The organism is Urinicoccus massiliensis (genome assembly GCF_900120405.1).
Classification (GTDB): Bacteria; Bacillota; Clostridia; order Tissierellales; family Peptoniphilaceae; genus Urinicoccus; species Urinicoccus massiliensis.
Genome location: NZ_LT635492.1, coordinates 765,690 through 783,229, shown reverse-complemented (window position 1 = coordinate 783,229; position 17,540 = coordinate 765,690). Strand labels below are relative to the sequence as shown.

Sequence of the window (17,540 nt, the reverse complement as noted above, 5' to 3'; positions counted from 1 at the left end):
AGGAAAGCATGAAAAAGGGAGATATGATTGTTCTCGCCTCGATTATCGTCCTTAGCCTGGTCTTGTTTTTCTTGACCAGCCAGACCCTGAGAGAGGCCCAAAATAAGTATGCCAGTGTCCAAATTGCCGGCAGGGAGGTCCAAAAGATTCCCTTGCAGGGAGGCAAGAAGACCCGGGAGTACAAATTTAAAACGAAATTGGGGACCAACAAGGTCTTGGTCAAGGATGGCAAGGTCTGGGTCCAAGAATCCAACTGCCCCGACCAGATTTGTGTCCATATGGCCCCCATTGAAAAGGTGGGAGAGACCATTATCTGCCTGCCCCATGAATTTTTAGTAGAAATCAAGGCCAACAAAAAGGGCCCGGATGACTTGGACTTATTGTTGAGGTAGCCTATGCATAAACAGATTAAAAAAATGGTTTTTTTATCCCTTTTGGTTTCCCTGGGGGTGGCCCTGGGCTTTATTGAATCCATGATCCCCCTGCCCCTGCCTCTACCGGGAGCCCGACTGGGCCTATCCAACCTGGTGGTTTTAACCAGTCTCTTGGTCTTTGGCAACAAGGAAGGCTTTCTTGTGGCTGTTTTAAAGTCCCTACTTTTAATGCTGGTTACGGGAAATGTCATGGCCTTTTTTTACAGCTCTACAGGGTCCATCCTGTCCTGCCTGGCCATGATGGGGGCCATCCGTTGGATCATGCCCCGGATTTCCTCCATCGGTGTTAGCTTGATTGGGGCCAGCTTCCACAACCTGGGCCAGGTCGGCGTGGCCTGTTTCATGGTGTGGAATTGGCGGATTTTTGCCTACCTGCCCATGCTCCTTTTGCTGGGGATTTTTACAGGATTTTTTGTGGGACTGGGGTCCAATTTTATTGTGGACCAGATGAAAAGAAATAATATTGTCTTTAAGGAGTAGAAATGATTTTAGCCAGTGCTTCCCAAAGAAGAATTGATCTTTTAAAGAAATTTTCATACGACTTTACCGTTGAGGCGGCAGATATTGAAGAGAAAAAAGAGGGGAAGGACCCCCAAAGCCTGGTCATGGCCCTGGCCTATGAAAAGGCCTTGAAGGTGGCAAAAAACCATCCTGCTGACTTGGTCCTAGGGGCAGACACCCTGGTTTATTGTCAAGACCGGGTCTATGGCAAGGCCCAAAACCGGGACCAAGCCCGGGAATTTTTACAAGACCTGTCTGGAAAGACCCACCAGGTCTATACGGGTTTTGCCCTGGTGAACCTGGACCAAAAGCTGAAAATCATTGACTATGACGTGACTTCTGTGACCTTTAAGGACCTGGCAGACCAAGAATTGGAAGGCTATTTGGATTCTGGGGAATGGGAGGGCAAGGCCGGAGCCTATGCCATCCAAGCCGGGGCAGGAAATTTTGTCCGGGACCTTGACGGAGACTTAAACAATGTCATTGGCCTACCCAGTAAGTTGTGTGATTATTTGGAGGACTTGGACCAATGACAGAATCCTATACCATCCTCAACCTGCCAGAGGAAGAAAGACCCCGGGAAAGACTCTTGACCTATGGGGCAGACCGTTTGAGCAATGTAGAACTCATTGCCATCCTCTTGGGGTCGGGAACCCAAAAGGAATCGGCCCTGCGTTTGGCGGAAAAAATTTTGACCAAGTGCCAGGACATGGAGGCTCTGGATTCAAAAGCCGTATCGGGCCTATCCCGTCTCAGCCGGATTAGCCTTAAGAACCTAAAGGAAATCAAGGGAGTAGGGGATGCCAAGGCCGCCAGTATTTTGGCAGCCATGGAGCTGGCCAAGCGGGTCAGCTTTAGCCAGGAACCCATGAAGTACAAGCTCAACAGCCCCTTAAAGGTGGCTGATTTTGTCTTGGGACAAATGAGCTGGGCCTCGGTGGAAGAATTTGTCCTCTTGTGCCTAAATACAAAAAAGGAATTGATTTCTGTCCACAGGATGACCAAGGGGACCATCAACTATACTGTGGTCCACCCCAGGGACGTCTTTAAGCACTGCCTGGATTGTGGGGCCCATAGTGTGATTTTAGTACATAACCATCCCTCAGGAGATGTGACGCCTTCCCAGGAAGACATCCATCTAACCCAACGCCTTAAGCAGGTGGGGGACCTGGTGGGGATACCTGTGGTTGACCACCTCATTGTAGGTGGTAAGCGGTATTATAGTTTTTTAGAAGAGGGGAAATTGGTGGACTAGGCCATGGATAAATTAAAAAAATATCGACAAAGAGCCATCTTGCTTGGAATATCCGCAGTGCTTATTTTTTTACTGGGCTTTACCAATACTGGTAGGCTTAGTTTGCATGTCCTGGACCGCTTTTTACTGGATGTGACCCAACCTGTTCAAACTGGCCTGGCCAGCCTGGGCCAAGGCCTGGGTCAAGGGGCTACCAGCCTGGTCCACCTGCCCAAGCTCTACAAGGAAAACAAGGCCCTGGAAAAAGAAGTGGCGGCCCTGGCAGATGAAAACCGCAAGCTCAATCAAATCATCGGCCAAACAGACTATTTAAGGGCGGCTTCTGAATTAAAGAAGTCCACAGACTATAAACTGGTGGAAGCCCGGGTTATTGGCAAGGACCCCAGCAATTATTTTTCCAATTTTGAAATCAACCGGGGCAAGAAGGACGGGGTCAAAAAAGATGCCACAGTCCTTTTAGGAGTAGACGACCCCCAAGGCATCATCGCCCAAGGCCTGGTGGGCCGGGTGGTAGATGTGGGAGACAACTGGGCCAAGGTTACGGCCATTATCAATGAAAACCAATCGGTGGCCTTTAAAAATATCCGCAACCAGGAGGGGGGAATCCTGGCCGGTAAGTCCGGTGACCTTCTTTGGGGCTACAGCTATGACGATGCGGCAGATATCGTGCCGGGAGACCGGCTCATTAGCTCCGGAGTGGGAGACCTTTACAAGGGGGATGTCTACCTGGGAACGGTGGACAAGGTCAAGAGGGATGAGGAAAAGATGATCCAAGAAATTAGCCTGAAGCCGGCAGTGAACTTTAAAAAAATCTACCAGGTTTTTGTGGTGGTGGACTAGGTCATGGTTTCTGCAATTCTTATTTCCAGCCTGGTTTTTTTCCTGGACATTTCCCTCTTCCAACAAGTCCCCCTCTTAAATGAAGTGAACTTCCTCCTCCTGGTCCTGGTGGCTATGGCCTACCAGCATTCCCGGATCAAGCCCATCTACCTGGGCCTCTATCTGGGCTTTCTCTATGACCTGTGTTTTCTGGACAGTTTTGGCTTTTACATGCTGTCTTTTTTTGCCACGGGCTTTTTTGTCCAAAGCCTGGTTTCCTATTTCAATAGCAATAGTTTCGTCTCTGCAATCTTGACAGGGATTTTTGCCTTTTTATTCTACCAATTGTTTACCGGGGTCTTCCACCAACTCCTGGGGACTGGCCTGGCAACGGAAATGGTCCTAAGGCAAAGTGTCAACCTCCGGCTCTTGGTCCAAGGGGGCCTGCAGGGGCTGATTTTTATTTTTTTAAACCGCTACAAGGGGGGAAAGTATGATTCGTTATTGGATTGAAAAACTCGATAAAATCAACCGCTTTCGCTTTTTCGGCGGCTTTGTGGCCCTCTTGGTCCTCCTCTTGATCTTCCGGCTCTTCCAACTGACCATTATCCAGGGCAGCCACTGGCGAGAGGTTTCGGAAAATAAACGGGCCAAGGACCTGGTTCTGACGGCTCCCCGAGGGGAAATCCGGGACCGGAACGGCCTTTTAATTGCCGGCAACAAACCGGTTTATACTGTAGAATTGAGAAAAGATGAATTGGACAAGCTGGACCGGGAAGAAAAAAACCGGGACTTTTATAAGCTGGTCCACTTTTTAGAAGAAGACGGGGCCAATGTCGTGGATGACTTTCCCCTGGTCCTCAATGACATCGACTTTAAGTCTGTCCAAGAGGAAGTGTCCATCAAGGAAGGCGCCATGGATATGTTCATTGCCAAGATTTTGGACAATGACCTCTTGCCAGACCTGGTGGACCAAACCATGCAGGTGGATTCCCTAGGCCAGGTCAAGACCTTTTTCATGGCCCGGGAATGTCTAAGGGCTCTGGGTCAAGGCCAGGCCCCCATCCGCTACAGTTTAAACGGCATGACCTTTAACAACGAAGAGGACCAGGCCGACTGGCTCAAGGCCAACCACCTGGACCCTAAATTTACAGCCAAGGAGGCCCTAGTGGTCCTCTTAAGAGAAAATCCTACGGCCCTGAAAAAAGTCCTATCCAATGCCCAGGCTCGAAAGCTGGCCTTTGACTTGGTGGCCTCCAAGGGCCTGGCCGAGCCCTTGACCCTGAGGGCCTATGCCAATAAATTTGACAAGGACTACAAAAAATCCAAGATGGCCTGGATGGATTCCTATCCGGAAATCACCCTCCAATCTTCAGCCAAGGAAGACTTCCTAACGATTTTTAAGGACAAGGGAGCCGGAGACCTGGCCTTTAAAAAGAGCCGGGAGGAAGAGGACATCCAGGCAAAAAAAGACCTGGTTAAGGTCTTGAACAAGCAGGGCAAGGAAAAAATCAAACTGGAGCCTGAAAACAAGGAAGGAATCTACCGGACCAAGGAAGGGAAAAATGCCCGAGACTATGTCTCTCAAAAACTCATGGACCTCAAGGTCCTGGAGGCCTGGCTGGAAGAAGATTCCGTTCGGAACCTGGCCCAAGAAGTCTTGATTGACCAGGGCATCTACACGGGCATTTCCATTGCCGATGGTGGCTACAAGTATGTCAGCCTCAAGAACAAGGAAGATTTTTACCAGGCCAATAAACTTGATCCCCAGGGCAAGGACCAAGAAGCCTTTCAGGGCTTAAGAGACAAGTACGACCTGTCGCCTAAGATTAGCCCCTACGATGCCCGGGGAATTTTAAACCTCTACTATGAATTAAACAAGCAGGGCAACCTAGCCTACCTGCCCATTATTGTGGCCTATAAGATCCAGGACCAAACTGTGGCCCGGATTAGCGAAAACTTTTCTGAAAATCCAGGGATTGCCGTTGCCTCTAAACCCATCCGGGCCTACCCCCTGGGTAAGACGGCGGCCCATGTCTTGGGTTACTTGGGAAAGATTTCTTCCGAAGAAGATATTAAAAAATACACGAAAAAGGGTTATGAACGGGATGCCATTATTGGTAAAACCGGTATCGAAGAAAGTTTTGAATCCTATCTCCATGGGAAAAATGGCCGGCAAAGGGTCCAAGTAGACGCCAAGGGAAATACCACGGCCGTCTTAGACGAAAGACCACCTGTTGCCGGGAAAAATGTCTACCTGTCCATAGACTTGAACCTGCAAAAAAAGGCCGAGGAAGTCCTGGCCCAATCCCTCCACCTCATCCAAGAGGGTGGGGTTTATGAAAGCCAATGGGGCAACTTCCCCTTCCTGGCTTCCAGGGAAAAGGGCAGACCCTATATCCATGCCACTTCAGGAGCCGTCATGGCCGTAGATGTAAAAACAGGCAAGGTCCTCTGTATGGCCAACTTCCCATCCTATGACCCCAACCTCTTTGCTACAGGGATTTCCAGTGTAGACTGGGAGTCTTTGATTCCCCTGGAAGAAAAAAATCCCCTGGCTGCCAGACCCCTCTACAACATCCCCTTCCAAACCGCTGTCCAACCCGGGTCCATTTTTAAAATGGTTACGGCCCTGGCGGCAATGGAAAAGGGCCTGGACCCCAACATGGCCATCCCAGACGGGGGCTATGTGGATGTAGGAGGATCTATTTTCGGCTGCTGGCTTTGGAACCAATCCAGGCAGACCCACGGGGATGAAACTTTGAAGGATGCCATTCGGGATTCCTGTAACTACTACTTTTTCTCCCTGGGCCTGGGAGAGGACCAAAGAAGGGGCGAAAAACTTCCCCTGCAAATCAACGAAACAGAAATCAAGGACATGGCTGAAAAATTCGGTCTGGGGAAAAAGACCGGGATGGAAATCACCATGCCTGCCGAAGCCAAGGGGACCCTGCCGGATCCCAAGCAGAAAAAAGCAACCATGAAGCAACTTCTTAGAAACCTCCTAGACCAGTCCTTAAAGGAAGCTAGTAACGAGGTTTTAACAGAAGAAAAGCAGGCCGAAGCCATTAAGGCCTTGACAGACCTTATGGATAAAAACCAGGCCCCCAGTCGCCAAGAAGTGGTGACCCTCTTAGAAGGCTTCAACATTGACCCCAACCACTATTTGAAAGAGAAAAAAAGACCCCTGGTGGACTGCATGGTGTCTGACTACTACAACCAGGCCAACTGGAACATGGCCGATACCATGAACATCACCATTGGCCAAGGAGCTAATTCCTACACCCTGGCCCAAATGACCCGTTATGCCATGGCCCTGGCCAATGGGGGGAAACTCTACCCCTTGAGTCTGGTCCAAGAGGTCAAGGACGAAAACAATGCCTCCTCCCTTTATAAGCCCAAGGCCAAGGGAGAACAAATTAAATTAAACCGGCCGGGAAGCATTGCCGAAGTAACCAAGGGGATGCAATTGGCCGCCCTGGCTAATGGGAATGACCGCTGTTATAAAAACTTCCCTGTGGAAGTGGCCATTAAGACCGGAACGGCTGAAAGGGCCGGGGTCAACCCCTATACGGGAGAAAGCTACGATTCTTTTTCCTGGCAAATAGGTTTTGCCCCCTACAAGGATCCGGAAATTGCCGTGGCGGCTGTCCTCTTCCAAGGAGGGTCTGGTATGAACTGTGGCCCCATTTTAAGAGGGGTCATGGCAGAATACTTCGGCCTGAACAAGCAGGTTGTTACAGAAACCCTCCCCATTGAAAACCAACTAACCCCTTAGAAAGGAAGCAAATGAAAACAATCATTTTAGGAGCAAAAGGAGGTGTGGGAACCACCTCTTTTGCTCTAGTGTTAGCAAAAACCACCCCAAAATCCATCTATGTCAGCTTGAATTTTGGCCGCAAGGATGCCTCAATTAGCCTGGACTTACCCTCTCCCATCTACGACCTCTATGACGCCTGTAACCGTGGTGCCCTCTTGGAGGATTGTATCCTTGAAGGAGAAGGAGTCCATATCCTGGAAGGCCCCCTTTTAAAAAAGAGGGAGGACCTGGACCTGGAGGGCTTGAAAAAAGTCCTGGACCAATTGGAAGAGACCTATGACCATATCTTCCTGGACCTGGGTTCCAGCTGGAAGGACTTAGAGAGCCTTATCCAAGTGGAGGAAGTCTACTTTGTCTCCTCTGGGGACCGGGCGGGACTTTATGCCATGGACCAGGCAAAATTAAACAACCGTCTTTGGGGCCAAGGGGCGACTTTTGTCTTTACTGGTGTGGAAGACCCCAAGAAGCTCCTAGAAGCAATAGACCAGGTGGGACTTTCCTTTGACCCAGTCAAAAGTCTTCCCAGGCTGGATGGCCCAGAAGAGGGCCAGGCTTTTTTCTACCCCCAAGATTTTGCGAGAATTTATACCGACCCGGCTTGTATGGACCTGGGAGTCCGGAAAAAAACTTTCTGGAATCGACTTTTAAGGGGGTAGTATGGACTTAAGAAAATTAGATGCAGCCTTGAAAAAGGTGGAAAAGCCCGCCCGCTACATTGGTGGGGAACTGGGGGCCGTGGTCAAGGACCCGGACCAGGTCAAGGTTCGTTTTGCCTTTGCCTTTCCCGACCTTTATGAAATCGGCATGAGCCACCTGGGCCTGCAAATCCTCTACGGAATTTTAAACGACCAGGAAGACATAGCCTGTGAACGGGTTTTTGCCCCCTGGTTTGACATGGAAGAACAGATGCGGACCTTGGGAATCCCCCTCTACAGTTTGGAGACCAAGACCCCCATCAAGGACTTTGACTTTTTGGGCTTTACCCTCCAATATGAATTGTCCTTTACTAATATTTTAAACATGCTGGACCTGGCGGGATTGGAAGTCTATGCCAAGGACCGCAAGGAAGGGCCCCTGGTCATAGCCGGAGGTCCTGTGGCCTATACACCAGAACCATTGGCGGACTTTATTGACCTCTTTATCCTGGGAGAGGGAGAAGAAGTCAACCTGGAACTCATCCGCCTCTACCAAAAAATCAAGGACCAGGGTGGGACCAAGGACGACTTTCTTTTAGCTGCCGGCAAGATGAAGGGGATTTACGTTCCAAAATTTTACCGGGAAGTCTACAAGGAAGACGGGACCATTTCCCACAGGGAAGTCCTGGCTGACCTTCCAGAAGTCATTGAAAAACGCAAGGTGGACCAGGTGGACCAAATGGCCCAAAACAGGAGGCAGATTGTTCCCTTTATTGAAACTGTCCACGACCGGGTGGTCCTGGAGATGTTTCGGGGCTGTACCCATGGCTGTCGTTTTTGCCAGGCCGGGATGATCTACCGGCCCATCCGGGAAAAGTCCAAGGAAAACCTCCTGGACCAAGCCCGGAGGCTTATTGACCAAACAGGCTACCGGGAAATTTCCCTGTCCTCTTTGAGCTCTTGTGATTACCGCAACCTCCTGCCTCTGATCCAGGACCTTATGGAAGAATTCAAGGACCAAAGGGTGGCCATGAGCCTGCCCTCCCTCCGACTGGACACCTTTTTTATCGATGTCTTAAAGGAAATTGAAAAGGTGAAAAAAACCGGCCTGACCTTTGCACCAGAGGCAGGGAGTCAAAGACTTAGGGATGTTATCAACAAGAATGTTAGCCAAGAAGACCTCTTAGCTGTCTGCCAAGACGTCTTTAAGGAGGGCTGGTCCAAGATTAAACTCTACTTTATGATTGGCCTACCCACAGAAGAAGAGGAGGACCTTTTGGGAATCCTCCAGCTGGCAGAAATGGTTAAGGATGCCTTTTTCAACCGGCCCAAGGAAGAAATCAAGGGGAACTTTACCGTGACGGCCTCGGCCTCATGCTTTGTCCCCAAGGCCTTTACCCCCTTCCAGTGGTTTGGCCAAAACACCAAGGAAGACTTTTTGCAAAAGGCCTACTTTATCAAGGAAAGGGTCAAGGACCCCAAAATTCGCTTCCGCTACCACGACCCGGCCACCTCTGTTTGTGAGGCTGTCTTGGCCCGGGGAGACCGTCGGACGGGGAAACTCCTCTATCGACTTTTTGAATTGGGGGCCAAGTTTGACGGCTGGACCGATGGTTTCAAGGAAGACCTTTGGATCCAGGCCATGGAAGATACGGGAATTTCTCCGGACTTTTATGCCTATAGGGAAAGACCTCTGGACGAGGTCCTGCCCTGGGACTTTATTGATATTGGGGTGTCCAAGGCCTATTTAAAGAAGGAATACCAAAGGGCCCTTGAGGGCCAAACCACCCTGGACTGCCGCAAGGGCTGCCATGGATGTGGAATTAAAAATTGTTCCATGTGGGAGGATTTTCATGCAGGTACGCGCTGAATATACAAAACTGGGAATGATTCGTTACATTAGCCACCTGGACCTGGTCCGGCTTTTTGAACGGGCCATTGAACGGGCCAAGATTCCCGTAATCTATTCCGAGGGCTTCAACCCCCATCCCAAGTTCACCCTGGGCAACCCCCTGTCCCTGGGGGTGGAAAGTCAAAGTGAATTTATGGATATCCAGGTTGAAGACGGCTATCCCTTGGAGGAAATGAAAAACCGGCTCAACCGAGAATTGCCTCAGGGGGTGGCTATTAAAGAAGTCTTTGCCGACTTTGATAAGACAGCCATCCAACAGAGGATCCAGGCCTGTCTCTATGCCTTTGACTTAGGAGATGACAAGCTGGACCTGGCCCAGGCCTTTAAGGACCTGGACAAGCTCATGATCCAAAGACGGCGGAAGAAGGGCCGGAAGAAAATTTTGGTGGAAGAAGATGCCTATGACCTGGTGGAAGAAATTTGGCAGGAGGGTCCCATCCTCTATGGAAGATTTTCCAGCAAGGAGGGGGCAACCCTAAGACCTGACCTTTTTCTAAAGGCCATGAAAGAAGCCTTGGACCTTCCCTGGGACATGGATGAAATTGGCGTAAAAAGGGTGACCAATTATGATGAAAACGGACAAGTCTTTCACGGAAGATAAGGACTTTATCTTTATTGACAAGTTCAAAGACCCGGTCTTGGTGGAATTTAAGGAAGGACAAATCCACCGGGTCCGACCCTATAAAGAATCCCTAGTGGGGAACATCTACCTGGGCCGGGTGGACCACCGGGTTCCCCAACTTAAGGCCTATTTTTTGGACCTGGGCCAGGGGCAAAGGGGTTTTTTACAAGAAGACCTGGACCTGGCCAAGGGGGACCTGGTCCTGGTTCAAGTGGCCAAGGATGCCTATAGTAAAAAATATCCCGGCCTGAAAACCGACCTCTCCATTCCAGGAGACCGGTTGGTCTACTTTCCCCAGGGCAAGAAACTCTACTATTCCCTAAAAAATAAAAAGACCCTGAAAAAAATTTGGCAAAAGGCAAAAAATGACCTGCCTCCGGGAGGCTGGCTCATCCGAACCGGGGCCCAGGACCCAAAAAGAGACCTGGAAGAAGCCAAGGACCTCTACCAGGTCTGGCAAAAATTTCTCCAGGAAGAAAAACTTTCCCCCAAGGCCAAGTGCCTCTACCACAAAAACCAGGTCCCGAAAGGACAAAGGGTCTATACCAACGACCCCGACCTGGCCCGGGAAAGGGGCTGGACCCATGTGGAAGACTCCCTCTACCACATGGAAGACTACCGAAAAGACCTAGAAGAACTCAACAAGGTCCAAGTCCCCTTGGAGGGAGGGAGCCTCATCCGGATTGAAAAAACCGCAGCCCTAACCAGCATCGATGTAGATAGCTCCCAGGGTCCAGACCAGGGTCTGACCCCGGAAGAAATCAACATCCTGGCAGCCAAAAAAGCCAGCCAGCAAATTCTTAGACGGGACCTTAGAGGGATGCTAGTCATTGACTTCATTACCTGTGACCAGGACAAGAAAAAAGACCTGGAAAAAATCCTGGAAGAGGCCTTTCAAGAAGACCCCCAGGCAATCCTCTACGGTTTTTCCCCCATGGGCCTCTATGAATTGGTTCGCAAGAGAAAAGAAAAGTGAGAAAGATATTGCAATTTAGCAAAGTTCATGCTAAAATACTTAGATGTAACCGCACGAAACAGGTCTTTAAAATTTATTACCTGGCTAGGCGAGTCTTAGAAAATAAGGGGGTGCTACAATGTACGCAGTAATTGAAACCGGCGGTAAGCAATACAAGGTGCAAGAAGGAGACAAACTTCGTGTCGAAAAACTTGATGCCCAAGTAGGCGATACCGTAACTTTTGACAAGGTTCTTTTCCTAGGTGGCGACGAAGTAAAAGTTGGTCGTCCATACGTGGAAGGAGCAAAAGTTGAAGCCAAGGTTCTTGAACAAAACAAGGCAAAAAAAGTCATTGTCTACAAGTTCAAGGCAAAGAAAAACTACCGGAATAAAAGAGGACATCGTCAACCATATACATTTATTGAAATTGGAACCATTGCGTAATGATCCAAATTGATGTTTATGATGTAGAGGGTATCCTGACAGGCTTTAAGGCCAAGGGCCATGCCGGCAACAACCAAGGCGAATACGACCTGGTTTGCGCCGCAGTCAGCATCTTGACCCAAACCTGTGTGGAAAGTTTACATCAAGTGGCGGGCCTAGCAGAAAAAGACATCCCCTACCAGATGGAAGATGGCTTTTTAAGCGTTGAGATAGACCCAGCTACTGCAGAGGATAAAACCATTCAAATCATTTTTCAAACAATGGTCTGTGGCTTAGAAATGATTGAAAAAACAGCCCAGCCCTATTTGAAAATTACAGGAGGTAAAAAATGTTAAGATTAAATCTACAATTGTTCTCCTCTAAAAAAGGAATGGGATCGTCAAAGAACGGTCGTGATTCTGAATCAAAACGTCTAGGACTTAAAAAAGGTGACGGACAATATGTTCTCGCTGGAAATATTCTAGTACGTCAAAGAGGAACAAAAATTCATCCCGGCGAAAATGTAGGCCGTGGTTCCGACGATACACTTTTTGCAACAGCAAACGGCATTGTTAAATTCGAAAGAAAAGGCCGTGGCATGAAAAAAGTTGTCAGTGTAGAAGCGGAAGAATTAGCATAAAGAAAAAGGGACCCTTTAAAGGGTCCCTTTTTAATGGGCAATTTTTCTTAAAATTTGATCGGCATGGAGCTATTAACCCTTGTGCCGATTTTTTAATGTCAATTTTTTGCTTAAAAAAGACAGAAATAAGACTGTCTTAAGAAATAGATAAAGATTAGGCTATAGGATATGATATACTATTATAGAAAAACTATACAAAGTGGAATAAACTCAAGAGGTGGGTTATGGGATTTTCCTATGATAGGTTATGGAAAAAATTAATCGATGAAAAGATGAATAAACTAGACCTACAAAAAACCATAAATACAAGTCCACGAACCATAGCTAAAATGGGGCGAGATGAGAATGTGAGTATGGAGATACTTGGTAGAATTTGTAAATATTTTAAGTGTGATATATCAGAAATATTGGAGTATAGAAATAAGTGACAGTTTATATAAGAATTCTGTATTATATTTGTAATTACGGACTTTAATTGATGGTGTCAGAAACTATGAAAAAGATATTAATAATTGAAGATGATAAAAATTTAAATAAAGGACTTTCCATAGCCTTAAATAAAGATTTTGAGGTTTTCTCTGTAAGCACTGTTAGCAAAGCCAAAAATTTTATTTTTAGTGTTGATTTAATTCTCCTTGATATGAATTTACCAGATGGAGATGGGCTTGAAATAATAAAGTATACCAGAGAAAGTTCATCAATTCCTATTATAGTTCTATCAGCCATAGATCTTGAAGCATATATCATTTCAGCCATAAATTTAGGGGCAGACGACTATCTAACAAAACCTTTTTCTTTGGGAATATTAGAAGCAAAGATAAAAAGAGCTTTTGAAAAAATAGTGTCTAGTGATTTAAATATTTACAAGAAAGATGGTCTAGACTTTAATTTCAATGAAAATACTTTCTATGTAGACAATAAAAACATAGATCTCACAAGGACAGAGACAAAAATTTTATACTACCTGATAAAAAACAAGTCTCAAGTCATTACTAAGGAATTACTTTTTGAGTTTGTTTGGGGAATAGATGATGAATTTATTGATCAAAATACACTGAGCGTCAACATTTCTAGGATAAGAAATAAATTAAAACCCTATGACCCAATAGAAACAGTCTTTGGAGTTGGATATAAATGGAATTTTTAATAGTTATTCTTGTTCTTATAATTGGAATTATTTTATATAAATATGTTGTCTTGAGAAGTGAAATGCGTGAACTCTCAGACTATATTGATAAGGCTTTGGATGGAAATTTAGAAATTACAGAATTTGATGAAAAGGAATTATCTAAAATAAAATCAAAGCTTATTAAGTTTTTGTATGCCAGCCAAGTAAAAGAAGCGAAAATAAATACAGAAGAAAGTAAAACAAAAGATTTAATAGCAGATATATCCCATCAAACCAAGACACCCATTACCAACCTTTCTTTATACATCAGTCTATTAGAAGATGATCCGAAAGATGAGTATCTTGAAATTATAAAGTATGAACTTAATAAGCTAGAATTTTTAATACAAAACCTAGTAAAATCTTCTAGGCTAGAATCCGATATTATTTCCTTACAAAAACATCAAGCAAATTTAAAAGACATAGTAGAAGATGTTTTGAAAGAATTTAAAGTTACATTAGATGAAAAAGAAATAAGCATAAATTTAAAAGATGAAGACTTATTTTTCGCTTTGGACGAAAGATGGCTTAAAGAAGCCATCCACAATCTAGTAGATAATGCTATAAAATACTCGCAAAAGGGTTCTGCTATTAATATTTCAGTTTATAAATCTTACCTAAACTATAATCTAGACATAGAAAATGAGTGCAAAGACTTATCAGAAGAAACTTTGCCAAAAATATTTGAAAGATTTTATAGAGGAAAAAATTCAGTTTCAAAGGACGGTTTGGGTTTAGGTCTTTTTATAGCCAGAGAAATTATAGAAAAACATGGCGGAAATATAAGAGCATCTTTGGATGAAAATAGAATAAAATTTTCAGTAGACTTCCCCTTGTGAGAAGTCTTTTTTCTTACAAAACTGTAAAAAGTCTTGTAAGTACTTTGTAAGATATGAATGTTATATTAAATGTAAAGAGGTGATAGATATGTTAAAAGTAGAAAATTTAAAAAGATATTATAAAACAAATGACGTGGAAGTAAGAGCTCTTGACGGAGTATCTTTCGATGTGGAAAAAGGAGAATTTATTTCTATAATTGGAGCAAGCGGATCTGGTAAATCAACTCTTTTACATTTACTAGGAGGACTTGATTATCCTACAAGCGGAAAAGTTTTAATTGATGATACCGACATTTATGCATTGAAAGATGATGAGAGAACCATTTTTAGGAGAAGAAATATCGGTTTTGTCTTTCAAGCATATAATCTTTTGCCCATGCTAAATGTATATGAGAATATAATTATTCCCTTTGGTCTTGATGGGGACAAAGTAGATAAGAAATATGTTGATTCCGTAATAGACATTCTAGAAATAAGTGATCAAAAATATAAAATGCCTAATGAATTATCAGGTGGACAGCAACAAAGAGTTGCCATAGCAAGAGCCTTGGTTACCAAACCATCTTTAATTCTAGCTGACGAACCTACAGGAAATTTAGATTCAAAATCATCTTCCCAGGTTGTTTACTTATTAAAAAAAATTAATAAAGAGCTTGGAAACACTATTCTTATGATTACTCACGATGATGCTGTAGCTCAAGCTGCAGAAAAAACTCTAAGGATAGAAGATGGAAAGCTGGTGGGAAATAATGAAAGTCAAAAATAAAGCTTATATAAGGAGGCTTGCAAAAAATATTTTAAATGCTAATAAAAGCAGGAGAAACATTCTCTTATTAGCAATTGCTTTGACTTCTATACTATTTACAAGTCTATTTTCCGTAGCCTTAGGTTTAGGAAAGAGCATGGAAACCCAAACGATGAAAACTGTGGGGTCGATCAGCCACGGATCATTTAAAGAACTTTCTGACAAAGACATAAGTATTTTATCCAAGGATAAAGACATAAAGGAATTTTCAATAAGAGAGAAAGTTGGTATTCTTGATGATGAAAAAATAAGTGCAGAACTATCCTATATGGATAACAATGGATTTGAATGGTCGCTAATAGAAAAAGTTAAAGGGAAATTTCCTGAAAAAGAAAACGACGTATTTATAGATTTAGCAACTGCAAAAAAGTTAGGTTATAAAGGAGAAATTGGAGAAGAGATAGAGATTCCTTTCACTATAGAAAAACCTTACACAGGAGAAATTATCAAAAAAAGAAGTGAGAAATTTATTATATCGGGGACTTTTCAAAATCCTATTGACTCCAACGTTGGTGTAGGACAAATTTATTTATCAAAAGCTTATGTAGATAAATTATCCCTTCCAGAAAATAATAAAGATTTGGAAGTAATGCTAAAGAATTCCTTTATGATAAGGGATAAACTTTTAAAAATTGCAGAGAGAAATGGTTATAAAGTGGTAGATGACCCTGGAAATCTATCCGACAAAGAAATAAGAATTGGTGTTAACTTTGCATATCTTTTATCTGGTGATTCTAGTTTTGATTTTAAAACATTTCTACCCTTCTTAGCTTTTTTGATTTTAGTAATTGTAGCGGGATACTTAATAATAAATAATATTTTTAAGATATCCGTAAATGAAGATATTAAACTTCTAGGACTTTTAAAAACAATTGGAATGACAAAGCCACAAATCAAAAGGCTTATTCATCTTGAGTCTTTAGCAGTCGCACTTCCTTCAATAATAATTGGAGATATAGTTGGAATTTCTATCGGAAAAATCATTTTAAACAAAATATTTGCAAGTAATGAGATGTTAACGGATGTAAAATTATCACTAACGGTAATGGTCTTAATTATCTTATTTTCGACAGCCTTCACTTTGCTTACAGTATTTCTATCAGTGATGAGACCAGCTAGGTTCGCAGCAAAAGTTTCTCCAATAGATGCCAGCAGATACAATGAAACCACGATAAAAAAGAAATATAAAAGCGTGAATATTTCTCTAGAAAAGCTGTCAAGAAGACAAGTATTTTCCAATAAATTTAGATTTATATCCATAGTTCTATCTATTAGCCTTTCTGCAGTTATTTTGAATAGTGTCTTAACTTATACAGGCAATATTGATCTAGAAAAGGGGATTTCTGATGTAATTGCAACGGATTATAATATAGCAAGCCCAAAATATTTTAGGTATATGTACTCAGGAAGTGAGGACGGTATCAAGGATAATTTCATTGATGAAATAGAAAATCAAAAGGGATTTAAAGCTGGAGGAGCTTTATATTCCTATGGTTATGAGTACTCCTTTGCAAGTATAAAAATAGAAGATCATAAAGTCGCACCAATTCTATTCGGTATGGATGAGTTTCTAATAAATAAACAAAAATTTATAGATGGAGAGTTTGATAAAGATAAATGGAATAACGGATCGTATGCCATTGTAGGTGAAGATAGTGATAAGAAATCTTCATTTAAAGCTGGAGATAAAATAAAGATCAAAGTAAATAATAGTATCAAAGAAGTCCAAATTATGGGAAAGATTAATTATAATTTTTCCGATGGATTGAGATATTATCCTATTATCCAGGAAAATCAATTTGATGAGTCTAGCCCTGAGTTAGATTTAGAATATTTTTATTTAAATCCTAATTTGTACAAAGAACTCACAGGCGATAATAGTATAATGTCCTATGGATTTGATGTAGAAGATAGCGAAAAGGAAAATTTTGATAAGTTATTAAAATCTTTTGAAAATGAACCAGGATTTTCCTACGATTCAAGAGATCTTCAAATAAAGTCTTTTAAAGATTTCAAAAATCTTATAGAATTTGTGGGGTATAGTTTATCTATAGTATTGTTTTTAATTTCTGTACTGAATTTTATAAATGTTATTGCTACTGAAATTTTGAGAAATATGGTTAACTTATCAATTCTTGAAGCAATTGGAATGACAAAGAAAAATATTAAAAAATATTTGGTGAAAAAGAATTTGATCTATTCTTTATGTGGCTTAGTATTTTCTTTCATCATTATGCTTCTTGTAGATAAATACATCTTGATAGGTTTTATGGAACAAACTAAGTGGACTTCCTATAAATTTGTAATCATGCCACTTATTCTTGTCAACTTTGTAAATATAATCATTGGGATAATATTTACAGGTAGGTTTTATGAAAAGCATAGCCAAAATAGTCTTGTAGATAGAATAAGAAGTTTAGAATAACATTTTTTATGTTAACCAGAAATAAAAAAGGCTGTGAGTATTAAAACTCATAGCCTTTTATCTTGCCACCTAAAGACTCTCTAAATCAGTTTTTCTAAAATCCCTAATTCAATGAGCCTTTTGAGGGCTGTTTTTTTCTTAGTTCTAAAATGATCTTATAATTATAAGATACGTATTGATTAATATATTCCCACATATAAGGCTTTTTAGAAATATGAAATTTTATTCATTCTGCCACTCAAGCCATGTGGAAGTAATCACTCATCTTAAAAAATAATATTTAAAT

Annotated in this window: 19 protein-coding genes and 1 other annotated feature; all 19 genes read left to right on the top strand. The window is 43.0% G+C overall.

What is annotated here, in order from left to right; all coding sequences use genetic code 11:
* The first annotated feature begins 8 nt into the window (after positions 1-8).
* The 19 genes from BQ7400_RS04205 to BQ7400_RS04115 all read left to right on the top strand — a co-directional run bounded on the left by BQ7400_RS04205 (position 9) and on the right by BQ7400_RS04115 (position 17,254).
* Entirely contained in the window at positions 9-392 is a 384-nt protein-coding gene (locus BQ7400_RS04205; RefSeq protein WP_072469587.1) for a NusG domain II-containing protein, read from the top strand.
* Between the two features lie 3 nt (positions 393-395).
* A complete protein-coding gene (locus BQ7400_RS04200; RefSeq protein ID WP_072469586.1) occupies positions 396-914 on the top strand; it encodes a Gx transporter family protein in 519 nt (172 codons plus the stop codon).
* Positions 915-916: 2 nt separating this feature from the next.
* Entirely contained in the window at positions 917-1,468 is a 552-nt protein-coding gene (locus BQ7400_RS04195) for a Maf family protein (RefSeq protein ID WP_072469585.1), read from the top strand.
* The gene (gene radC, locus BQ7400_RS04190) at positions 1,465-2,190 is read left to right on the top strand and encodes a RadC family protein (RefSeq protein WP_072469584.1); all 726 of its coding nucleotides are present in this window, start codon (positions 1,465-1,467) and stop codon (positions 2,188-2,190) included. The genes BQ7400_RS04195 and radC overlap by 4 nt, the downstream gene beginning before the upstream one ends.
* Before the next feature lie 3 nt (positions 2,191-2,193).
* A complete protein-coding gene (mreC, locus tag BQ7400_RS04185) occupies positions 2,194-3,030 on the top strand; it encodes a rod shape-determining protein MreC (protein WP_072469583.1) in 837 nt (278 codons plus the stop codon).
* Positions 3,031-3,033: 3 nt separating this feature from the next.
* Entirely contained in the window at positions 3,034-3,522 is a 489-nt protein-coding gene (mreD, locus tag BQ7400_RS04180) for a rod shape-determining protein MreD (protein ID WP_034438887.1), read from the top strand.
* Positions 3,503-6,787 (top strand): penicillin-binding transpeptidase domain-containing protein, encoded by a 3,285-nt coding sequence (locus BQ7400_RS04175; RefSeq protein WP_072469582.1) that lies wholly within the window; start codon positions 3,503-3,505, stop codon positions 6,785-6,787. The genes mreD and BQ7400_RS04175 overlap by 20 nt, the downstream gene beginning before the upstream one ends.
* Before the next feature lie 11 nt (positions 6,788-6,798).
* Positions 6,799-7,485, top strand: a complete 687-nt coding sequence (locus tag BQ7400_RS04170; RefSeq protein ID WP_072469581.1) for a CpaE/TadZ family protein — start codon at positions 6,799-6,801, stop codon at positions 7,483-7,485.
* A 1-nt stretch (position 7,486) separates the two neighbouring features.
* Positions 7,487-9,334: a TIGR03960 family B12-binding radical SAM protein gene (locus tag BQ7400_RS04165; protein WP_072469580.1), complete on the top strand. Its 1,848-nt coding sequence runs from the start codon at positions 7,487-7,489 to the stop codon at positions 9,332-9,334.
* On the top strand, positions 9,318-9,977 hold the full coding sequence (locus tag BQ7400_RS04160) for a TIGR03936 family radical SAM-associated protein (protein ID WP_072469579.1): 660 nt from the start codon (positions 9,318-9,320) through the stop codon (positions 9,975-9,977). Before BQ7400_RS04165 ends, BQ7400_RS04160 begins: the two co-directional genes overlap by 17 nt.
* Positions 9,943-10,974 (top strand): ribonuclease E/G, encoded by a 1,032-nt coding sequence (locus tag BQ7400_RS04155; protein ID WP_072469578.1) that lies wholly within the window; start codon positions 9,943-9,945, stop codon positions 10,972-10,974. The genes BQ7400_RS04160 and BQ7400_RS04155 overlap by 35 nt, the downstream gene beginning before the upstream one ends.
* A 37-nt stretch (positions 10,975-11,011) precedes the next feature.
* Positions 11,012-11,080: a sequence feature (ribosomal protein L21 leader region), on the top strand.
* Positions 11,081-11,092: 12 nt separating this feature from the next.
* Positions 11,093-11,398: a 50S ribosomal protein L21 gene (gene rplU / locus BQ7400_RS04150; RefSeq protein WP_072469577.1), complete on the top strand. Its 306-nt coding sequence runs from the start codon at positions 11,093-11,095 to the stop codon at positions 11,396-11,398.
* On the top strand, positions 11,398-11,733 hold the full coding sequence (locus BQ7400_RS04145; RefSeq protein WP_072469576.1) for a ribosomal-processing cysteine protease Prp: 336 nt from the start codon (positions 11,398-11,400) through the stop codon (positions 11,731-11,733). Before rplU ends, BQ7400_RS04145 begins: the two co-directional genes overlap by 1 nt.
* Positions 11,727-12,017 (top strand): 50S ribosomal protein L27, encoded by a 291-nt coding sequence (rpmA, locus tag BQ7400_RS04140; protein WP_009430025.1) that lies wholly within the window; start codon positions 11,727-11,729, stop codon positions 12,015-12,017. The genes BQ7400_RS04145 and rpmA overlap by 7 nt, the downstream gene beginning before the upstream one ends.
* A 224-nt stretch (positions 12,018-12,241) precedes the next feature.
* The gene (locus BQ7400_RS04135) at positions 12,242-12,445 is read left to right on the top strand and encodes a helix-turn-helix domain-containing protein (RefSeq protein WP_034438865.1); all 204 of its coding nucleotides are present in this window, start codon (positions 12,242-12,244) and stop codon (positions 12,443-12,445) included.
* Positions 12,446-12,510: 65 nt separating this feature from the next.
* The gene (locus BQ7400_RS04130) at positions 12,511-13,164 is read left to right on the top strand and encodes a response regulator transcription factor (RefSeq protein ID WP_072469575.1); all 654 of its coding nucleotides are present in this window, start codon (positions 12,511-12,513) and stop codon (positions 13,162-13,164) included.
* On the top strand, positions 13,152-14,024 hold the full coding sequence (locus BQ7400_RS04125; protein ID WP_072469574.1) for a sensor histidine kinase: 873 nt from the start codon (positions 13,152-13,154) through the stop codon (positions 14,022-14,024). The genes BQ7400_RS04130 and BQ7400_RS04125 overlap by 13 nt, the downstream gene beginning before the upstream one ends.
* 88 nt (positions 14,025-14,112) lie before the next feature.
* Complete coding sequence (locus tag BQ7400_RS04120) at positions 14,113-14,790, top strand: ABC transporter ATP-binding protein (RefSeq protein WP_072469573.1); 678 nt, start codon at positions 14,113-14,115, stop codon at positions 14,788-14,790.
* On the top strand, positions 14,753-17,254 hold the full coding sequence (locus tag BQ7400_RS04115) for an ABC transporter permease (protein WP_072469572.1): 2,502 nt from the start codon (positions 14,753-14,755) through the stop codon (positions 17,252-17,254). Before BQ7400_RS04120 ends, BQ7400_RS04115 begins: the two co-directional genes overlap by 38 nt.
* Positions 17,255-17,540: the final 286 nt, after the last annotated feature.

Bases quoted from the DNA above. Each gene is read 5' to 3' on its own strand.
- BQ7400_RS04205 (WP_072469587.1), top strand. From the start codon at position 9: ATGAAAAAGGGAGATATGATTGTTCTCGCCTCGATTATCGTCCTTAGC.
- BQ7400_RS04200 (WP_072469586.1), top strand. From the start codon at position 396: ATGCATAAACAGATTAAAAAAATGGTTTTTTTATCCCTTTTGGTTTCC.
- BQ7400_RS04195 (WP_072469585.1), top strand. From the start codon at position 917: ATGATTTTAGCCAGTGCTTCCCAAAGAAGAATTGATCTTTTAAAGAAA.
- radC (WP_072469584.1), top strand. From the start codon at position 1,465: ATGACAGAATCCTATACCATCCTCAACCTGCCAGAGGAAGAAAGACCC.
- mreC (WP_072469583.1), top strand. From the start codon at position 2,194: ATGGATAAATTAAAAAAATATCGACAAAGAGCCATCTTGCTTGGAATA.
- mreD (WP_034438887.1), top strand. From the start codon at position 3,034: ATGGTTTCTGCAATTCTTATTTCCAGCCTGGTTTTTTTCCTGGACATT.
- BQ7400_RS04175 (WP_072469582.1), top strand. From the start codon at position 3,503: ATGATTCGTTATTGGATTGAAAAACTCGATAAAATCAACCGCTTTCGC.
- BQ7400_RS04170 (WP_072469581.1), top strand. From the start codon at position 6,799: ATGAAAACAATCATTTTAGGAGCAAAAGGAGGTGTGGGAACCACCTCT.
- BQ7400_RS04165 (WP_072469580.1), top strand. From the start codon at position 7,487: ATGGACTTAAGAAAATTAGATGCAGCCTTGAAAAAGGTGGAAAAGCCC.
- BQ7400_RS04160 (WP_072469579.1), top strand. From the start codon at position 9,318: ATGCAGGTACGCGCTGAATATACAAAACTGGGAATGATTCGTTACATT.
- BQ7400_RS04155 (WP_072469578.1), top strand. From the start codon at position 9,943: ATGATGAAAACGGACAAGTCTTTCACGGAAGATAAGGACTTTATCTTT.
- rplU (WP_072469577.1), top strand. From the start codon at position 11,093: ATGTACGCAGTAATTGAAACCGGCGGTAAGCAATACAAGGTGCAAGAA.
- BQ7400_RS04145 (WP_072469576.1), top strand. From the start codon at position 11,398: ATGATCCAAATTGATGTTTATGATGTAGAGGGTATCCTGACAGGCTTT.
- rpmA (WP_009430025.1), top strand. From the start codon at position 11,727: ATGTTAAGATTAAATCTACAATTGTTCTCCTCTAAAAAAGGAATGGGA.
- BQ7400_RS04135 (WP_034438865.1), top strand. From the start codon at position 12,242: ATGGGATTTTCCTATGATAGGTTATGGAAAAAATTAATCGATGAAAAG.
- BQ7400_RS04130 (WP_072469575.1), top strand. From the start codon at position 12,511: ATGAAAAAGATATTAATAATTGAAGATGATAAAAATTTAAATAAAGGA.
- BQ7400_RS04125 (WP_072469574.1), top strand. From the start codon at position 13,152: ATGGAATTTTTAATAGTTATTCTTGTTCTTATAATTGGAATTATTTTA.
- BQ7400_RS04120 (WP_072469573.1), top strand. From the start codon at position 14,113: ATGTTAAAAGTAGAAAATTTAAAAAGATATTATAAAACAAATGACGTG.
- BQ7400_RS04115 (WP_072469572.1), top strand. From the start codon at position 14,753: ATGGAAAGCTGGTGGGAAATAATGAAAGTCAAAAATAAAGCTTATATA.